Here is an 18099-nt window from a genome sequence, read left to right on the forward strand (position 1 = left end):
GGCGAAGGCCGCGTGACCAAGGCCGAAGTGGTGGGCTCGTCAGGCCCGTCGCGTGAGCACCGTCAACTCGACCGCGTGGCAGTCGACGCGCTGGGCGCTTGCAAGTTCAAGCCTGGCACCGATGAGAACGGCAAGCCGACGGGCGCATTCGCGAACGTCGACTACGTCTGGCGACTGGAGTGAGACGCGGGTCATCCCTTGCGTCCACCTGAACAACCTCTTTTCCGAACCCCGGATCAACTTTTTTTCCCCGGAGCATCCATGTCCATCCTGTCCCTCCTGCGTGCGCCGCTGATGGCCGCCGCCATCGCCGCTGCCGCTGCTGTCACCAGCTTCGCCCCGACCCCCGCTTTCGCTCAAGCCTCGGCCCCGGCCGCTGAAGCCGCAGCGCCTGCTGCTGCCGTGGCCCCTGAAGTGAAGAAGGAAACCATCGAGAACCCCTACGGCCTGGACGCGCTGTGGAGCCAGGGCGACTTCGTCGCTCGAGGCACGCTGATCATCATGATCATCATGTCGATGGGCTCGTGGTACATCATCTTCACGAAGCTGTTCGAGCAGCGCAAGCTGCTGAAGGCCGCTGACGCCGCTGCCGAGACGTTCTGGCAAGCCGGCTCGATCAAGAAGGGTGCAGAGACCCTGGAAGAAGGCTCGGCCTTCCGCTACATCGCCGAGCAAGGTCTGAAGGCGAGCGAGCACCATGAAGGCACGCTGGTGGAGAACATCGACCTGAACACCTGGATCGGCATGGGTGTGGAGCGCTCGGTGGGCAACATCAACAGCCGCATGCAGGACGGCCTGGCCTTCCTGGCCACCGTCGGCTCGACCGCGCCGTTCGTCGGTCTGTTCGGCACGGTGTGGGGCATCTATCACGCGCTGACGGCCATCGGCCTGTCGGGCAATGCCTCGATCGAGAAGGTTGCCGGCCCGGTGGGTGAAGCACTGATCATGACCGCCTTCGGCTTGGCTGTGGCTGTGCCTGCGGTGATGGGCTACAACTGGCTGATCCGTCGCAACAAGAGCGTGATGGAGAAGGTCCGCGCGTTCTCGGGCGACCTGCACAACGTGCTGCTGGCTGGCAAGCGGTAAATAGAGCCCCAAGACGACGCCTTGGGCGTCGTCGCCCCCCGAGGGGAGCGATTTCCCTTGGGACGGCCCGGCGGGAAATCAGAGCCCCGCGGAACTGTGAATGAGGAGGCCCTATGGGCATGAGCATCGGCGCCGCCAGCGATGACGGCGAAGAGCAGATGAACTCCAGCATCAACACCACCCCGCTGGTGGATGTGATGCTGGTGCTGCTGATCATTTTCCTGATCACCATCCCGGTGGTCACGCAGTCGGTGAAGCTGCAGCTGCCGCGCGAGACCAACGTGGTGACGGTGACCAAGCCGGAGAACATCCTGCTGGCGGTGACCAAGGACGGCGACGTCTACTGGAACACCAAGCTGATGGCCGACTCCGAGGCGCTGGTGGAGGCACTGAAGAAGGAAGCGGTGCGCGAGCCGCAGCCTGAAGTGCACATCCGCGGCGACGAGAACGCGCGGTATGAATCGGTGGGCCGCCTGATCGTGGCCTGCCAGCGGGCGGGCATCGCCAAGGTGGGGTTCATCACCCAGCCGCCGGACAAGAACTGAAGCAGGAAGAACAACATGTCCATGACCGTAGGGTCGTCAGACGACGACATGATGGTGGAGATGAACACCACGCCGTTGATCGACGTGATGCTGGTGCTGCTGATCATGTTCATCATCACCATTCCGCCGCAGACGCACGCGGTGAAGCTGAACATGCCGGTGAACTCGAACAGCGCACCGCCGCCGAAGCCGCCCGAGATCGTCCGCATCGATGTGGACTTCGACGGCACCATCGGCTGGAACGGCGAGATCGTGCCGACGCGCGCCGAGCTGCAAGCCAAGCTGTACCGCACGGCGCAGCTGCCGGATCAGCCTGAAGTGCACCTGCGGCCGAACAAGCTGGTGACGTACAAGTACGTTGCGATGGTGATGGCCGAGGCACAGCGCCTCGGAGTGAGCAAAATCGGCATTGTTGGCAACGAACAGTTCATGCAATGACCACCTTTCACCGCTCCTCGTCGCGCGCAGCCCTGCGCACCCTGTCCAGCCTGGCCGTGGCCGTGGCCGCTGCCATGTGCTTCGGCACGGCAGCCCATGCGCAAGACGCCCTGCGCCCCGAAGTGGCCAAGCCGCTGGCGGCCGCGCAGGAGTTGCTGCGCAATGGCGACGCCACCAAGGCGATGGAGCAGCTGCGCCTGGCCGAGAACCAGGAAGGCCGCACCGACTACGAGAGCTACATCCTGGCCCGCCTGAAGGCGCCAGCCGCGATGGCCCTGAACGACAACGATGCGGCGCTCAAGGCCTTCAATGCGGCCCTGACCAGCCCCAAGCTCGATCTGAAGGATCGGCCGTCGCTGCTGGAAACAGCCGTTGCCGTGGCCTACCGCGCCAAGAACTACGCCGAGGCCGAGCGCCTGGCGCGGGTTTACCTGGCCGAAGGCGGCCAGGCCGAAAGCGTGCGCGTCGTGCTGGTCTTCGTGCTCAACGCACGGGGTGAATCGGCGGCCATGCTGAAAGAGCTGGACGTGCTGATCAAGGCCGACCAGGCCGCCGGCCGCAAGGTGGCCGAGCTGCGTTGGCAACTGCAAGGCTCGGCCCAGAACAAGCTGGGTGATGCCGCCGGCTACCGCGCCACGCTTGAGCAGCTGGTGCAGGACTATCCGAAGCCGGCCTATTGGCAAGACCTGGTTGCCCGCGTGCAAGGCGCGCCGGGCTTTGCCTCACGCCTGGGGCTGGATGTGCTGCGCCTGATGCGCCACCTGAACCTGCTGACCGAAGCCGACGAGTACGCCGACCTGGCGCAGCTGGCCCAGTTGTCGGGCCAGCCGATCGAGGCCAAGGCCGTGCTGGATGAAGGCTACGAGCGCAAGCTGCTGGGCGAAGGCAAGAACGCCGCGCAGCACCAGCAGCTGCGCCAGAAGATCAACAAGCAGGCGGCAGATGACCGCGCGGCACTTGGCAGCGCCAAGAACGACGCTGCCAAGGCCAAGGACGGCGGTGTGCCGGTGGCCGTGGGCCAGTTGCTCATCAGCGCCGGTGACACCGCCGGTGGCCTGGAGCTGATGGCCCAGGGCCTGCAGCGCGGCGTCGCCAAGAACCCCGACGACGCTCGCCTGCGTTACGGCGTGGCGCTGCTGCAGGCTGGCCAGCGTGACAAGGCGCTGCCGGTGCTGCAAGCCCTTGCAGCCAAGGACGGCACCGCCGACCTGGCTCGACTCTGGCTGCTGGCCGTGCGCTGACGCACGCGCCGCGGCCATCCCCACAAAAAGAAACGGAGACCCCGATGGCCGCAAAGCCGCACCTGTCGTTCTGGCAGATCCTGAACATGAATGTCGGCTTCTTCGGCATCCAGTTCAGCTTTGGTCTGCAGCAGAGCAACATGAGCCCGATCTACCAGTACCTCGGTGCTGACGAGGCCAGCCTGCCGCTGCTGTGGCTGGCCGGCCCGCTGACCGGCCTGCTGGTGCAGCCGGTGATCGGGGCCATGAGCGACCGCACGGTATCGCGCTGGGGCCGCCGCACGCCGTACTTCCTGATCGGTGCGCTGCTCTGCAGCCTGGGTCTGCTGATCATGCCGTTCAGCCCGACGCTGTGGTTTGCAGCCAGCCTGCTGTGGATCCTAGATGCAGCCAACAACGTCACGATGGAGCCTTACCGCGCCTACGTGAACGACCGGCTCGACAAGTCGCAGCACCCGGCCGGCTTCCTCAGCCAGGCGGCCTTCACGGGCTTGGCGCAGACACTGGCCTACCTCGCGCCGAGCATCATGGTGTGGCTGGGGATGAACAAGGATGCGGTGAATGGCAACAACATCCCGCACATCACCATCGTCGCTTTCCTGATCGGTGCGCTGTTCTCGTTCACCACCGTGTGGTGGTCCGTCAAGACCACGCCCGAGCTGCCGCTCACGCCCGAGGAAGAAGCCGAGCTGCGCGCCAAGCCACGCGGCGTGAAGGCCACGCTGACCGAAATTGCAGACGCCCTGCGTGACATGCCCGTCACCATGCGCCGCCTGTGGTGGATGAAGCTGTTCCAGTGGTACGGCATGCTCTGCTACTGGATCTACATCGTGCCGGCGCTGGCGCAGTCGATGTTCCAGACCACTGACCCGACGACTGCCGGCTTCCGTGATGCGGGCCTGCTGAACGGCCAGATCGGCGGCTTCTACAACTTCGTCGCCTTCATCGCCGCCTTCGCGATGGTGCCGTTCACCCGCCGCTATGGCGCCAAGTGGGTGCACGCGGTGTGCCTCACGCTGGCCGGCCTGGGCATGTGGTGGCTGCCGTCCATCCACGACAAGGCGCTGCTGTTCGTGCCGATGCTGGGCGTGGGCCTGGCCTGGGCCAGCATCATGGGCAATCCGTACGTGCTGCTCGCCGACAGCATCCCGGCCGAGCGTGCCGGCGTGTACATGGGCATCTTCAACATGTTCATCGTCATCCCGATGATCATCCAGATGATCACGCTGCCGCTGTATTACCACGCGCTGCTGGGCGGCCAGCCCGTCAACGTCATCCGTCTGGCCGGCGCGCTGCTGCTGTGCGCCGCCGTGGCGGTGTGCTTCGTGCCCGTCGCCAAGCCTTCTGCCCAACCCTGATCGCTGTACTCCCATGAAAAACCAGGTTCAACTCATCACCTACGTCGACCGCCTGGGCGGCGGTGGCCTGAACCAGCTGCAAAGCCTGCTGGCCACCGAGCTGAAAGACGTGTTTGGCGGCGTGCACCTGCTGCCGTTCTTCTTTCCCATCGACGGGGCCGATGCCGGCTTTGATCCGATCGACCACACGCAGGTGGATCCGCGTCTGGGCGACTGGGGCGACATCGCCAAGCTGACGCAGGACGTGGACGTGATGGCCGACGTCATCGTCAACCACATGTCCTCGGATTCGCCGCAGTTCAAGGACTACTCGGCCAAGGGCTCGGCCTCGATCTACGACGGCCTGTTCCTGACGATGGACCGCGTGTTCCCGGGCGGTGTGGACGAGCAGACGCTGCTCAAGGTGTATCGCCCGCGCCCCGGCGTGCCGTTCACCTACGCCACGCTGGCCAATGGCGACAAGCGCATCCTGTGGACGACGTTCACCTCCAAGCAGGTCGACATCGACGTGGCCCATCCGCAAGGCCAGGCCTACCTCACCAGCATCCTCAAGACGCTGAGCGAGAGCGGCATCCGCATGGTGCGGCTGGACGCCGTGGGCTACGCCATCAAGAAGGCCGGCGACAACTGCTTCATGATGCCGGAGACCTTCGAGTTCATCGACCAGTTCGCCGCCGAGGCGCGCTCGCTGGGCATCGAGGTGCTGGTGGAAATCCACTCGTACTACCGCAAGCAGATCGACATCGCCGCGCGCGTGGACTGGGTCTATGACTTCGCGCTGCCGCCGCTGGTGCTGCATGCGTTCTCGTTCAAGACGGCCGAGCCGCTGAAGCGCTGGGTGGGCATCCGCCCGAACAACGCGCTGACCGTGCTCGACACCCATGACGGCATCGGCGTGATCGACATCGGTGCTGACGCCACCGACCGCGAAGGCCGCCCGGGCCTGGTGCCGCCGGCCGAGCTCGACCAGCTGGTCGAAATCATGCATGCCAACAGCCAGGGCCAGAGCCGCCAGGCGACCGGCGCTGCGGCCTCGAACCTCGACCTCTACCAGGTCAACTGCACCTTCTACGACGCCCTCGGCCGCAACGACCTGGCCTACCTGCTGTCGCGCGCGGTGCAGTTCTTCTTGCCTGGCGTGCCACAGGTGTATTACGTCGGCCTGCTGGCCGGCCACAACGACATGGACCTGCTGGCCCGCAGCGGTGTCGGCCGCGACATCAACCGCCACCATTACAGCCGCGCTGAAGTGCAGTCCGAGCTGCAACGCCCGGTGGTGCGCGAACTGGTGCGCCTGATCAAGCTGCGCAACACCGCGCCGGCGTTCCACGGCAGCTTCAAGCTCAATGACAGTGCCGCCGGCGTGCTCGACATGGCCTGGCAGCACGGTGAACACGGCGCCCGTCTGGTGGTGGATTTCGCCACGCTGGCCTACCAGCTGGAGGTGTCTTCAGGCGACCGTGTCGATGCGTTTGCGTTCGCTTTGTAATCGATCGCTAAAAAGCACCAACAAAAAGTCAAATTTGTCGTTGTTTCATTGGTATTGATTCTGGTTTTCCCTATTTTGCAAACGATTGCAAGACCTCAGAATTTTCAACATGCAGTGACCATTTCGTCGGGCTGCAACATCCCCCTAGAGGAGACAAATCCATGCGCTTTCCCAGCTCCCTGACCCCGGTGGCCCTGGCCACCACCCTGTGCCTGTCGGCCATCACCGCCCAGGCCCAGACCGCTGAAGCCGCTCCGGCGAATGACGGCCTGAAGCTCGACCAGGTCGTGGTCACCGGCACCGCCGTGGCCCGCACGAAGATGAAGCAGAGCGTCTCGCTCAGCACGGTCGACAGCGAACAGATTTCCAACTCGGTGGCCGCCAGCGCCACTGAAGTGCTGCGCACGGTGCCCGGCCTGCGCGCCGAAGCCACCGGCGGTGAAGGCAATGCCAACCTGGGCGTGCGTGGTCTGCCCATGTCTGACGGCGGTGGCCGCTACGTGCAGCTGCAGGAAGACGGCCTGCCCGTGATCCTGATCGGTGACATGTCGTTCGCGACCGCCGACCAGTTCCTGCGCGCCGACTTCATGACCGAATCGCTGGACGTGGTCCGCGGCGGCTCGTCCTCCACCCTGACGACCAACGCCCCCGGCGCCATCGTCAACTTCAAGAACAAGACCGGCAAGGAAGCGGGCGGGGCCATCGGCGTGAGCGCCGGCCTCGACCACGACCAGCAGCGCGTCGACTTCGCCTACGGCGGCAAGCTCGGCGACAAGCTGTACTTCCAGATGGGCGGCTACTACCGCACCGGCGAAGGCGCCCGCAACACCGACATCAAGGCCGAGAACGGTGGCCAGTTCCGCGCGTCGATCACCAAGGAACTCGACAACGGCTACATCCGCCTGAACCTGAAGAGCCTGGACGACCGCACCCCGACCTACCTGCCGGTGCCCGTCACCACCTCGGGCAGCACGATCAACGCCATCGCCGGCATCGATCCGCGCAATGCGTTCTTCGTGAACTCGGCCTTCGGCCAGGACAACATCGTTGACCGCAACGGCAACAAGGTGTCGTCGAACCCGCGCGACGGCCTGCACGTCAAGGTGAACTCGATCGGCCTGGAAGGCCAGTTCAACCTGGGCAACGGCTACACCCTGACCGAGCGCTTCCGCAAGAGCGACATCACCGGCCGTTTCATCGGCGTGTTCCCGGCCGGCAGCCAGCCGACCAACTACACCGGCACCACGCCCGTGTTCTCGGCGCACATTTTCAATTCGACGCTGGATGACATGGGCAATGTCTTCAACGACCTGCGTCTGCAAAAGGAAATCCGCCTCGACGCCGCTTCCAAGCTGACCGTCACCGGTGGCCTGTTCACCGGCATCCAGAACGTCGGCCAGACCTGGTACTGGAACCGCTACAACGTCGGCCTGACCGGCAACGGCGCCAAGCTGTACGACAACACCGGCGCGGTCACGACCAACCCGGTCGGCGACGCCACCACCACCTGGGGTGGCTGCTGCTTCCGCAGCCTGGACGTGCAAGTGGCCGCCACGGCCCCTTACGCTGCCATCAACTACGACGCAGGTCCTCTGAGCCTGGACGCCAGCGTGCGTCTGGACAAGCAGCGCGGCACCGGCACCCAGAAGTTCGGTGATGCCGCCACCGGCACCTGGGCTGCAGGCGGCCCGGGCAACATCAGCTACAAGACGGACGCCACCTCGTGGTCCTTCGGTGGCAACTACGAGTTGCAGAAGAACCTGGCCGTGTTCGCCCGTGCCAGCCGCGGCGCATCGTGGAAGTCGCCGGATCGCGTGGTCTGGGACACCAGCATCAACAACGGCACCAGCCCGTACCCGATCAACGAAGTGGACCAGTTCGAAGCTGGCGTGAAGTACCGCACCGGCGGCCTGAGCGCCTTCATCACGGCCTTCACCGCGAAGACCAAGGAAGGTGCCGGCTACGAGGTCACCACCCAGACCGTGAAGAGCAACTCGTACACGTCGAAGGGCATCGAGGCTGAGCTGGCCTACCGCACCGGTGACTTCAAGGTCATCGGCGGCGCCACCCTGACCGACGCTGAAATCACCTCGGGCAGCAACTCGGGCAAGACCCCGCGTCGTCAGGCCAAGCTGGTGTACCAGGTCGCACCGTCCTACACCTTCGGTGCTCTGGAAGTGGGCGGCTCTGTGGTCGGCACGACCAAGTCGTACGCCCAGGACGACAACGTCGTGATCCTGCCGGCCTACATGACCGTCAACGCCTTCGCCAACTACGAGTTCGCACCGAACACCGTGGTGTCGGTGGGTGTGAACAACCTGTTCAACAAGCTGGCCTACACGGAAGCCGAAGGCCAGGGCAACCTGGGCGACAACCCGCTGTACATCGCTCGTGCCATCAACGGCCGCACGATCAAGGCATCGCTGAAGTACAGCTTCTGACCTGCAATTGCTGATGGCGCATCCCCGGGGCTCAGGCCCCGGGGACGCGGCACAAAAGCCAACGGCCCCTCGGGGCCGTTTTTCATTTCAGGAAGCGTCGATTCAGGCCGTGGTGGTCTGCGTGCTCTCGCGCACCACCAGCTCGGTGGGCAGCAGCACCGATTGCGGCCGCTCACCGGCCAGCTGCGACAGCAGGCAGTTCACCAGGGCCTCGCCGGCCTCCACGATGGGCTGGCGCACGGTGGTCAGTGGCGGGTGGAAGTGGGCAGCCAGTTCGATGTCGTCGTAGCCGGCCACCAGCACGTCCTCGGGCACGTTCACGCCCAGGCTGCGCAGGGTGCTCGTGGTGGTCATCGCCACCAGGTCAGAGCCTGCAAACACCGCGTCGAAAGGCACGCCACGGGCATGCAGTTCCCGCACGGCGGCCTGCACCGATTCCCGCACAAAGGCCACGGGCAGCATCAGCTGCGGATCCGGCGTGATGCCGGCGCGCTCATGCGCGTTCAGATAGCCCGCATAGCGCAGGCCGACTTCAGGCAGTTCGGGGTCGCCCAGGAAGGCGATGCGGCGCGCGCCCTGCGCCAGCAGGTGAGCAGTGGCTTGTTCGCCACCGATCTGGTTGTGGCTGCCCACCGAAGCGTAGATCTGCCCACTCAGCTGCGCGCCCCACACCACCAGCGGCACGCCGCGCAGGGCCATCTGGTTGAGCTGGTCGTGGTGGTGCCACTGACCGATCAGGATGATGCCCACGGCGCGGCCGGTGCCGTGGAATTGCGCGGCCTGGTCCAGCGTGTTGGCGTCGACGCGCGACAGCAGCATGTCGTAGCCGCGGTCGGTCAGGGCATCGGCGATGCTGCCGATGATGGCCAGGAAAAACGGGTCAGACAGGTGCTGCCGGGTTTCCGGGTCGAACGGCACGATCACGGCGACGGTGCGGTTCTGCTTGAGCCGCAGGTTCTGCGCGCCGACGTTGATCGAGTAGTTCAGCGAGCGCGCCAGTTCGGCCACGCGCTGCTTGGTGGCGGCATTGACCAGCGGGCTGCCCGACAGGGCGCGAGACACCGTGGACACCGACACCCCGGCCAGCCGGGCGATGTCGGCCATTTGCAGGCGAGAAGGGCTGTCGGCGGGGGAGGGCGAAGCAGGTGACTGGGGCGGGCGCGGCATCGGCGTAGGGCATCAAACAGGCGCTTGTGGCGCCTTGCACGACCATCTGGTTGTGCATCGGGGGTGGGCCACGATGGTAGCCCAGCGATGTGCCCGCCGCGATGCGCAGTCGCCCGGACTCTTGTGCCTTACTTGGCTGTCGGCATCACGAATTCAGCACCCTTGCCGATGCTGGCCGGCCAGCGCTGCATGATCGACTTCTGCTTGGTGTAGAAGCGCACGCCTTCTTCGCCGTAGGCATGCATGTCGCCGAACAGGCTCTTCTTCCAGCCACCGAAGCCGTGCCAGGCCATGGGCACCGGAATGGGCACATTGATGCCCACCATGCCCACCTGCACGCGGCGGCTGAATTCGCGGGCCACATTGCCGTCGCTGGTGAAGCACGCCACGCCGTTGCCGAACTCATGGGCGTTGACGAGGTTCAGCGCCGCGGCGAAGTCAGGCACGCGCACGCAGGCCAGCACCGGGCCGAAGATCTCTTCCTTGTAGATGCGCATCTCCGGCGTCACATGGTCGAACAGCGTGCCGCCGGTGAAGAAGCCGCCTTCATGGCCCGCCACCGTGTGGCCGCGGCCATCAACGACCAGCGTGGCGCCTTCGCTCACGCCGGTGCCGATGTAGCCCTCGATGCGGTCACGCGCCTGGGCCGTCACGATCGGGCCCATCTCTGCCGACAGGTCCATGCCGTTGGTGATCTTCAGCGCGCGGGCGCGCTCAGCCAGCTTGGGCACGATGGTGTCGGCCACATCGCCCACCAGCACCGCCACCGAGATCGCCATGCAGCGCTCGCCGGCCGAGCCGTAGGCCGCGCCGATCAGCGCGTCCACTGCCTGCTCCACGTCAGCGTCGGGCATCACCACCATGTGGTTCTTCGCGCCGCCGAGGGCCTGCACGCGCTTGCCGTGCTTCGCGCCGGTTTCGTAGATGTACTGGGCGATCGGGGTGGAGCCGACGAAGCTCACGGCCTTCACGTCCGGGTGGGTCAGCAGCGTGTCCACGGCCACCTTGTCGCCTTGCACGACGTTGAACACGCCGTCCGGCAGACCGGCCTGCTTCAGCAGCTCGGCGATGTACAGGCTGGGGCTGGGGTCACGCTCGCTCGGCTTGAGCACGAAGGTATTGCCGGTGGCCAGCGCGACCGGGAACATCCACATGGGCACCATCACGGGGAAGTTGAACGGCGTGATGCCGGCCACCACGCCCAGCGGCTGGCGCAGGGTCCAGTTGTCGATGCCGGTGCCGACCTGGTCGGTGAAGTCGGTCTTCAGCAGCTGCGGTGCGCCGCAGGCGAATTCGACGATCTCGATGCCGCGGGTCACTTCGCCCTGGGCGTCGGTGAAGACCTTGCCGTGCTCGGCGGTGATCATCGCGGCCAGCGTGTCGCGGTGCTGGTTCAGCAGGCCGAGGAAGGCGTTGAGGATGCGCGCACGGCGGATCGGCGGGGTCTCGGCCCACGCCGGGAAGGCAGCCTGGGCTGCGGCCACGGCGGCATTCACGTCGTCCACGCTGCCCAGGTGCACCTGGCGCGCCACGGCGCCGGTGGCCGGGTTCCACACCGGCTGGCTGCGGCCACCCGTGGCCGCCGTGCGCTGGCCGGCGATGTAGTGGGCGAGGTCGGTGCTGTCGGTGTAGGGAACGGGCTGGGCCATGGCGGTCTCCGGTGTCGGTTTGGAATGAGGCTTTGGCGCAGTCTAGGCAGCCCGCCCGGCTTTGCCTATGCCGCAGCGCTGGATTCATTGTTCAGAATGGCGAACAATGGGTGGCTCCCAAGGATGACAATGACGCCGCCCCGACACGCTCTCAAATCGCCCGCCCTGTGGGGCCATGTGCATGCCTTGACCGTGCTGGCCGATGTCGGCAGCTTCACGGCGGCCGCCCAGCGGCTGGGCTTGTCGAAAGCCGCCATGAGCCAGCGCGTGGCCGAGCTGGAGCAGGCGGCGGGTGTGCCGCTGGTGCAGCGCACCACCCGCAGCGTGCAGCTCACCGATGCCGGCCGCCAGCTGGCTGACGCCACCCGCGGCGCCTTCGACACCATCGACCAGGCCTTCAGCGGGGTGCAAGATCTGGCCGGTGAGCCCGCCGGCCGCCTGCGTGTGACCGCCCCCGTGGCGCTGGCCCGGCAGACGCTGGTGCCGCTGCTGCCGGGCTTCCTGCGCGCGCATCCCCGCGTGCGCCTGGAACTGGATCTGTCCGATGGCCTGCGTTCGCTGGCGCAGGAAGGCTTCGACCTGGCGATTCGCCACACCGCCCACCCCCCCGACACGCACGTGGCCTGGCGCCTGCGCTCGACCCGCAGCCTGCTGGTGGCCAGCCCCGATTACCTGGCCCGCCGCGGTGTGCCGGACGGGCCGGAACAGCTGGCGGCGCACGATTGCCTGCACTACCCCCGCCCCGGCGAGGCGGTGGCCTGGAGCTTCGAGCCGCGCGCCCAGCACCCGGACGCGCCGACCGGGCCCGCCCGGCTGAGCGTGGCGCTGCGTGGCCCGATGACCGCCAACAACAGCGAAGTGCTGCGCGAGGCGGCGCTGGCCGGCCTGGGCATCGCCCTGCTGCCCGATTTTTCAGCGGATGAGGCGCTGGCCCGCGGCGACCTGGTGGAAGTGTTGTCGGGCTGGAGGCCGGTGGGCGGATTTGGCGACGCCATCTGGGCGGTGCGCCCGCACAGCGCGCAGGTGCCGGTGGCGGTGCGTGCGCTGGTGGCCTGGCTGCGGCACCACCTTGGTGAAGATTCCGTGAAATAGGAAGCTTCCGGCGGTTTCATCGCGGTTTCATGGCGCGCCCGGCGGCCGAAGAATGGAAGGTCCATCCAGCAGTAAGGAGCCCACACCATGGCCATGTCGAAACTGTCAGCAGGAAGCATCGGGCGCAGACTGGCGCTGGGCTTTGCCTCGCTGCTGTTGCTGATGGCGCTGGTGGCGGGCTATGCCGTGCTGCAGCTTCGCGCCCAGGGAGCGAACATCCGGCAGATCGTCGACGTGAACAATGCCAAGGCCAGCCAGGCCCACGCCATGCTCGACAGCATCAGCAGCCAGGCCATCCAGGCACGCTCGGTGACGCTCCTGACCGATGTCAGGGAGATCGAGGTCGAGATGGTTGCCTTCCGGGCGGCCCAGAAGCGTTACCTTGACAACGAGGCCCGTCTGCTGGAGCTGGCCGCTGCCGGCGGAGCGCTGGCGGATGAGCAGGCGCTGATCGACAAGATCAGCAGCACCGGCAAGGTGGCGCGGCCACTGCTGGAGCAGGCTGCCAAAGAGGGCGAAAGCGGCGCCAATGTCGAGGCGACGCTGACGCTGACCATGCGCGTGCGCCCCGCCGAGCTGGCCTGGCGCCAGGCGGTGAATGAATACGTCAATCAGCTGGACGCCACCAACCAGGCCACGGCGCAGGCCACGCTGGATCAACAAGGGCGCGCCCTGGGGCTGATCGGCGGCGCACTGACGCTGGCGCTGATCGTGGGCGTGGTGGTGGCCTGGCGCATCACCCAGGGCATCAGTGGCCCGATGGGGCGTGCCATGCGGGTGACCGAGCGCATTGCCGAGGGCGACCTGAGCTCGTCGATCGAGGCCCGTGGCAACGATGAAATCAGCCGCTTGCTGCAGGCCGTGGCCCGCATGCAGGACCGGCTGCGTGAACTGGTGGGCGGCATCCGCGAATCGGCGGAATCCATCCACACGGCCAGCGCCGAGGTGGCGGTGGGCAACCATGACCTGTCGCAGCGCACCGAACAAACGGCCAGCCACCTGCAGCAGGCGGCGTCGTCCATGACCCAGCTCAGCACCACGGTGCACCACTCGGCCACGTCGGCCCGCCAGGCCAACGACATGGCGGCGTCTGCGGCGCAGGTGGCGCGCCGGGGCGGCGAAGTGGTGGGCGCGGTCGTCACCACCATGCAGGACATCAATGCCAGCTCGCGCCGCATTGCCGACATCATCGGCGTGATCGACGGCATCGCGTTTCAAACCAACATCCTGGCGCTGAACGCCGCGGTGGAAGCTGCCCGTGCCGGCGAACAGGGGCGGGGCTTTGCGGTGGTGGCCGGCGAGGTGCGCAACCTGGCCAGCCGGTCGGCCGATGCCGCCCGCGAGATCAAATCATTGATCGGCAGCAGCGTGGAAAAGGTGGATACCGGTGCGCGGCTGGTGCAGGATGCCGGCGCGACGATGAGCGAGATCGTCGACAGCGTGGCGCGGGTGTCGGCCATCATCAACGAGATCACCCATGCGGCCGGTGAGCAGAGCAGCGGCCTGGACGTGGTGCATGAGTCGGTGAACCAGCTCGACCAGATGACCCAGCAAAATGCCGCGCTGGTGGAGCAATCGACCGCAGCGGCCGAGAGCCTCAAGGGCCAGGCGCAGCGCTTGTCGGAATTGGTGGGTGTGTTCCGGGGCGTGGAACGGCTGGGGCACCATTGAGCCGGCCACTGAGCCACCACTTCGCAAACGCGACAGAACAAACGCGACAGAACAAAAAAAACGACCCAGCCCTTGCGGGCGGGTCGTGCAAGTCCTCCAGGAGGACGTCGTTGGGACCGTGGACTCAACGCCATGGGCGTCTCAGTACATGGGTGCAACTCTAGGTGGCGTGCTTGCAGGGCGCCATCCCCCAACTTGGGGTGGTTCCCGCACCAAAGGGGGATCCGGGGGACAATCGAGCGATGGCTGACAACTTTGCCCCCCTGACCGACGCCGAAATGGCCGAGCTCGAACAATTGCTCGACCGCATCCCCGAGCCCTTCGAGCCACTCGACTTGATGATGCTCGACGGCTACCTCGTGGGCGTGCTGCTGCAGCCCCAGCAAGTGCCGCTTGAGCAGTGGCTGCGCCACGTCACCGACGCTGATGGACGCCCCATGCCGCCGAAGGTGGAGGTGGGCCGCCTGGAGGTGCTGGTGCGCCGCCGCCACACCGAGCTGAACCGGGCCATCCACGGCCGCCAGTGGTTTGACCCCTGGGTGTTCGAGCTCGACGATGACGCCGATCCGCTGGAAACCGTGATGCCCTGGGTGGCCGGTTTCGCCACCGCCATGACCTTCTTCCCGCAGCTCATGCGCAACGACTCCGCCGCCGTGCTGGAGCCGCTGGCCGTGCTCTACCGGGTGTTCGATCCGGAAGACCTGGAAGACGCGGACGAGTTGCTCGAGATGATCGAGATGATCGAGCCGCCGGACGATCTGGACGCCGCCGTGGAAGGCCTGGTCACCAGCACCTTGCTGCTGGCCGATGTGTCCCGGCCGCAACAGGGCGGTAAATCACCGGCCCCAGCACGCCCTCGCGCCGCGCCGCGCCGGCCGGGTGCTGCCCGTGAGCGCGCGGAAGCGCGTGGCGCCGTGCCGGCCAAGCGCACCCCGGGTGGTGGCGGTGGTCACGGCGGCGGTTCCGGCCGAAGTGGCGGCGGCGGCGGTGGTGGCGGTGGCCAGCGCGGCTCGGGTGGCTCGCGCCACTGAGCAGCCGCTCAGCCACCACAGCCTGTTCAGCGGAACACGCGCTGCGCGTGCAGGCCCAGGCCCTGGGCCACGCTGGCGAGGCGATCGCCGCGCACGGTGCGTGCCCGGCTGAACGGCGCTGCAATGCGCTGGGCCAGCGGCGCCAGGCCCGTGGAGCCGCCGGTCAGGTACACGGCTTCAATCGCATCAGGCAACACACCCGCCATGCGCACGGTTTCAACGCCGGCCTGCACGATGCGCTCCAGGTCGTTTTCCAGCGCGGCCATGGCGTGCGGCTCTGACAGCTCGGCGCTCAGCCCGCGCTCCAGCGCATACAGGTCGATGTGCGCGGCTTGGCCACCCGCCACGGTGATCTTCGCGGCCTCGGCCTCGGCCATCATGGCGTGGCCCAGCCGGTCGTCGATCAGCGTCATCAGGCGTGTGTGCAGGCGCTCGTCAGCATAGAACTTCTTCATGCTGCGCAATTCCATCACCCGCTGCGGCGTGTAGACCGTGTTGATCAGGTGCCAGGTGGCCAGGTCGAAATAGACCTTGCTCGGCACCTCGCGCTCGCCCGGCTTCGGGCCACGCGCCTTGAAGCCGGCCAGCGGCAGCACGGCGGCCAGCTCGATGTGGCGGTCGAAGTCGGTGCCGGCCACGTGCACGCCGTGGCTGGCCAGCAAATCCTGGCTGCGGTCCAGCCGTTCACCACGGCCCGGGCCCACCCGCACCACGGAGAAGTCAGAGGTGCCGCCGCCGATGTCGGCCACCAGCACCAGTTGCTCATGCGTGGTCGTGGCTTCGTAATCGAGTGCTGCGGCGATGGGCTCGAACTGGAAGGCGATCTCGTCAAAGCCCACCTGGCGTGCGGCGGCCGCCAGCGCGGCCTGGGCCGCGGCATCGCGCTCGGGGTCGTCGTCGACGAAGAAGACCGGCCGGCCCAGCACGGCGCGGTGGATCGGCCCGCCCGCCTCGGCCTCGGCCAGGCCCTTGAGGTGGCGCAGGTAACCGGCAATGATGTCGAGGAACTTCACCGACGAGCCGCCGCCCACATCGGTCGCCTGCTCAACCAGCGACGAGCCCAGCACGCTCTTCATCGAGCGCATCAGCCGGCCCTCAACGCCCTCCACGTAGGCCGACAGCGCGGCACGCCCGTACAGGCGGCGCGGCTCGCCGTGGGCGGGCTGGCCCTCCATCGTGTAGAACACGGCGGTGGGCATGGTGGGCTGGCCGGCCTCGACGTTGACCAGGCGCACCTGACCAGGGGCCGCGGGCAGGGCGATCGCGGAATTCGAGGTGCCGAAGTCGATGGCGCAGAAGCGGGCGTCAGGCGCGGTGGCCGAGGCTCGGGGAGAAGGCAAGTTTGCAGACATCGATCGCGCCAGCCGCATAGCAAAAGGGGCGTGATTCTGTCACGCCCCTGTTCGCTTGTGCGGTGCAGTACTTCAGGCTGGCACGGCCACCTGTGCACGATGGCGCGTTGCCACCGGGCCGCAGAAGCCGAATTGCAGCTGCGGCTGGCGACCAGCCATCAACTCGGCCAGGGCCTTGCCGGAGCCGGCGCCGTGGGTCCAGCCCAGCGTGCCGTGGCCGGCGTTCAGCCACAGGTTGCCGATGCGGTTGGCACGGCCGATGTACGGGATGTTCGTCGGGGTGCTCGGGCGCAGGCCGGTCCAGTAGTTCGGCTCCGAGGTGTCGGCCACGCCGGGGAACAGCTCTTCGTAGCGCTTGACCAGCGCGGCGCAGCGCACCTGGGCGGTGTGGCTGTCGAGGCCGGTGTCGTAGCCGGCCATCTCGGCGGTGCCGGCGATGCGGATGTGGTCACCCAGGCGCGAGATCGCGATCTTGCGGGTGTCGTCCAGCAGGCTCACCACGCTGGCGGCCTCCGGGCGCTTCAGGCGCAGCGTGGCCGAGTAGCCCTTGGCCGGGTAGATGTCGAGGTCCACGCCGATCGGGCGCAGCAGCGGGGCCGTGAACGAGCCCATTGCGGCCACCACCTGGTCTTGCTGCAGCTGGCTGCGCTGGCCGGTGCGCATGTCGGCCACGCGCACCTGGGTGATCTGGCCACCGGCGGTCTCGAAGCCGAGGATGTCGTGCTCCCACAGGAAGCGCACGCCGCGCTCGGCGCACTTGCGGGCCAGCTCCTGCGTGAAGACGCGGGCGTCACCCGACTCATCGCTCGGGGTGAAGGTGCCGCCGTGGATCTGGCTGCCGAATGCCGCCAGTGCGGGCTCGACCTTCAGCACTTCGTCGCGGCTGAGCACGCGGCGGTCAACGCCGTGCTCGCGCATCAGCTCGGCGGCCTGCGCGCCGGACTCAAAGTCGGCGGCCGACGAGAAGAAGTGCAGGATGCCGCGCTCGAGGCGGTTGTATTCGATGCCGGTGGTGTTCACCAGCTCCTTCAGGGCGCCGTGGCTGTAGGCGCCCAGGGCCACCAGCTGCTGCACGTTGCGGGCGAAAGCCGCGTCGGTGCACTGGGTCAGGAACTTCACGCCCCAGCGCCACTGGTAGGGGTCCAGGCGAGGGCGGAACAGAAGGGGGGAGTCATCGCGCAGCAGCCACTTCGCCACCTTCAGCGGGGCGCCGGCGTTGGCCCAGGGCTCGCAGAAGCTGACCGAGATCTGGGCGCCGTTGGCGAAACTGGTTTCCAGTGCGGCGTCGGGCTGGCGGTCGACCACCGTGACTTCATGGCCTTCTTCGGCCAGGTACCAGGCGGTGCTGATGCCGATGATGCCGGCGCCGAGAACGGTGACTTTCATGTCCAGACCCCTTGATCGCTGTACATGTGCAGCGGTGTGCGCACATGAGTTCAACGATTGTCGGCAGGGTGCTGCTGAAAATGAAGCGCCTTGAATATTAGTCTGTGTTCATTAGAGTTGCTAATGCTGTGGAATAGCTGGCAACTCACGCCC

Annotated in this window: 15 protein-coding genes; 11 read left to right on the forward strand and 4 right to left on the reverse strand. The window is 66.8% G+C overall.

Features of this window, described 5'->3' with window-relative positions; all coding sequences use genetic code 11:
- From AACH00_RS18375 to AACH00_RS18410, 8 genes are all read left to right on the forward strand, one after another.
- The coding region (locus AACH00_RS18375; protein ID WP_423221963.1) for an energy transducer TonB at window positions 1–183 on the forward strand (183 nt) is incomplete at its 5' end.
- Between the two features lie 78 nt (window positions 184–261).
- Window positions 262–1086: a MotA/TolQ/ExbB proton channel family protein gene (locus AACH00_RS18380; RefSeq protein ID WP_341400638.1), complete on the forward strand. Its 825-nt coding sequence runs from the start codon at window positions 262–264 to the stop codon at window positions 1084–1086.
- A gap of 113 nt (window positions 1087–1199) precedes the next feature.
- A complete protein-coding gene (locus tag AACH00_RS18385; protein ID WP_341400639.1) occupies window positions 1200–1631 on the forward strand; it encodes an ExbD/TolR family protein in 432 nt (143 codons plus the stop codon).
- A 15-nt stretch (window positions 1632–1646) separates the two neighbouring features.
- Window positions 1647–2069: an ExbD/TolR family protein gene (locus tag AACH00_RS18390; protein ID WP_341400640.1), complete on the forward strand. Its 423-nt coding sequence runs from the start codon at window positions 1647–1649 to the stop codon at window positions 2067–2069.
- Complete coding sequence (locus AACH00_RS18395) at window positions 2066–3310, forward strand: hypothetical protein (protein WP_341400641.1); 1245 nt, start codon at window positions 2066–2068, stop codon at window positions 3308–3310. Before AACH00_RS18390 ends, AACH00_RS18395 begins: the two co-directional genes overlap by 4 nt.
- A 44-nt stretch (window positions 3311–3354) precedes the next feature.
- Window positions 3355–4668, forward strand: a complete 1314-nt coding sequence (locus AACH00_RS18400; RefSeq protein ID WP_341400642.1) for an MFS transporter — start codon at window positions 3355–3357, stop codon at window positions 4666–4668.
- A 13-nt stretch (window positions 4669–4681) separates the two neighbouring features.
- Window positions 4682–6157: a sucrose phosphorylase gene (gene gtfA / locus AACH00_RS18405; protein WP_341400643.1), complete on the forward strand. Its 1476-nt coding sequence runs from the start codon at window positions 4682–4684 to the stop codon at window positions 6155–6157.
- Window positions 6158–6318: 161 nt separating this feature from the next.
- Window positions 6319–8598: a TonB-dependent receptor domain-containing protein gene (locus AACH00_RS18410; protein WP_341400644.1), complete on the forward strand. Its 2280-nt coding sequence runs from the start codon at window positions 6319–6321 to the stop codon at window positions 8596–8598.
- 102 nt (window positions 8599–8700) lie between these two features.
- Here the strand turns inward: AACH00_RS18410 and AACH00_RS18415 are convergent, their stop codons facing one another.
- The gene (locus AACH00_RS18415; protein ID WP_341400645.1) at window positions 8701–9702 is read right to left on the reverse strand and encodes a LacI family DNA-binding transcriptional regulator; all 1002 of its coding nucleotides are present in this window, start codon (window positions 9700–9702) and stop codon (window positions 8701–8703) included.
- 191 nt (window positions 9703–9893) lie between these two features.
- Window positions 9894–11414 (reverse strand): CoA-acylating methylmalonate-semialdehyde dehydrogenase, encoded by a 1521-nt coding sequence (locus AACH00_RS18420; RefSeq protein WP_341400646.1) that lies wholly within the window; start codon window positions 11412–11414, stop codon window positions 9894–9896.
- Between the two features lie 129 nt (window positions 11415–11543).
- Here AACH00_RS18420 and AACH00_RS18425 point away from each other — a divergent pair, with 129 nt between their 5' ends.
- The 3 genes from AACH00_RS18425 to AACH00_RS18435 all read left to right on the forward strand — a co-directional run bounded on the left by AACH00_RS18425 (window position 11544) and on the right by AACH00_RS18435 (window position 15208).
- Entirely contained in the window at window positions 11544–12506 is a 963-nt protein-coding gene (locus tag AACH00_RS18425; protein ID WP_341400647.1) for a LysR family transcriptional regulator, read from the forward strand.
- A gap of 87 nt (window positions 12507–12593) precedes the next feature.
- Window positions 12594–14177: a methyl-accepting chemotaxis protein gene (locus AACH00_RS18430; RefSeq protein ID WP_341400648.1), complete on the forward strand. Its 1584-nt coding sequence runs from the start codon at window positions 12594–12596 to the stop codon at window positions 14175–14177.
- Between the two features lie 242 nt (window positions 14178–14419).
- Complete coding sequence (locus tag AACH00_RS18435) at window positions 14420–15208, forward strand: YecA/YgfB family protein (RefSeq protein ID WP_341400649.1); 789 nt, start codon at window positions 14420–14422, stop codon at window positions 15206–15208.
- Window positions 15209–15234: 26 nt separating this feature from the next.
- Here the strand turns inward: AACH00_RS18435 and AACH00_RS18440 are convergent, their stop codons facing one another.
- Together AACH00_RS18440 and AACH00_RS18445 are read right to left on the reverse strand one after the other, a co-directional pair.
- Entirely contained in the window at window positions 15235–16560 is a 1326-nt protein-coding gene (locus AACH00_RS18440; RefSeq protein WP_341400650.1) for an Hsp70 family protein, read from the reverse strand.
- A gap of 72 nt (window positions 16561–16632) precedes the next feature.
- On the reverse strand, window positions 16633–17946 hold the full coding sequence (locus AACH00_RS18445; protein WP_341400651.1) for a D-amino acid dehydrogenase: 1314 nt from the start codon (window positions 17944–17946) through the stop codon (window positions 16633–16635).
- Between the last annotated feature and the right edge of the window lie 153 nt (window positions 17947–18099).

Source organism: Ideonella margarita, from assembly GCF_038066635.1.
Taxonomy (GTDB): domain Bacteria; phylum Pseudomonadota; class Gammaproteobacteria; order Burkholderiales; family Burkholderiaceae_C; genus Ideonella; species Ideonella margarita.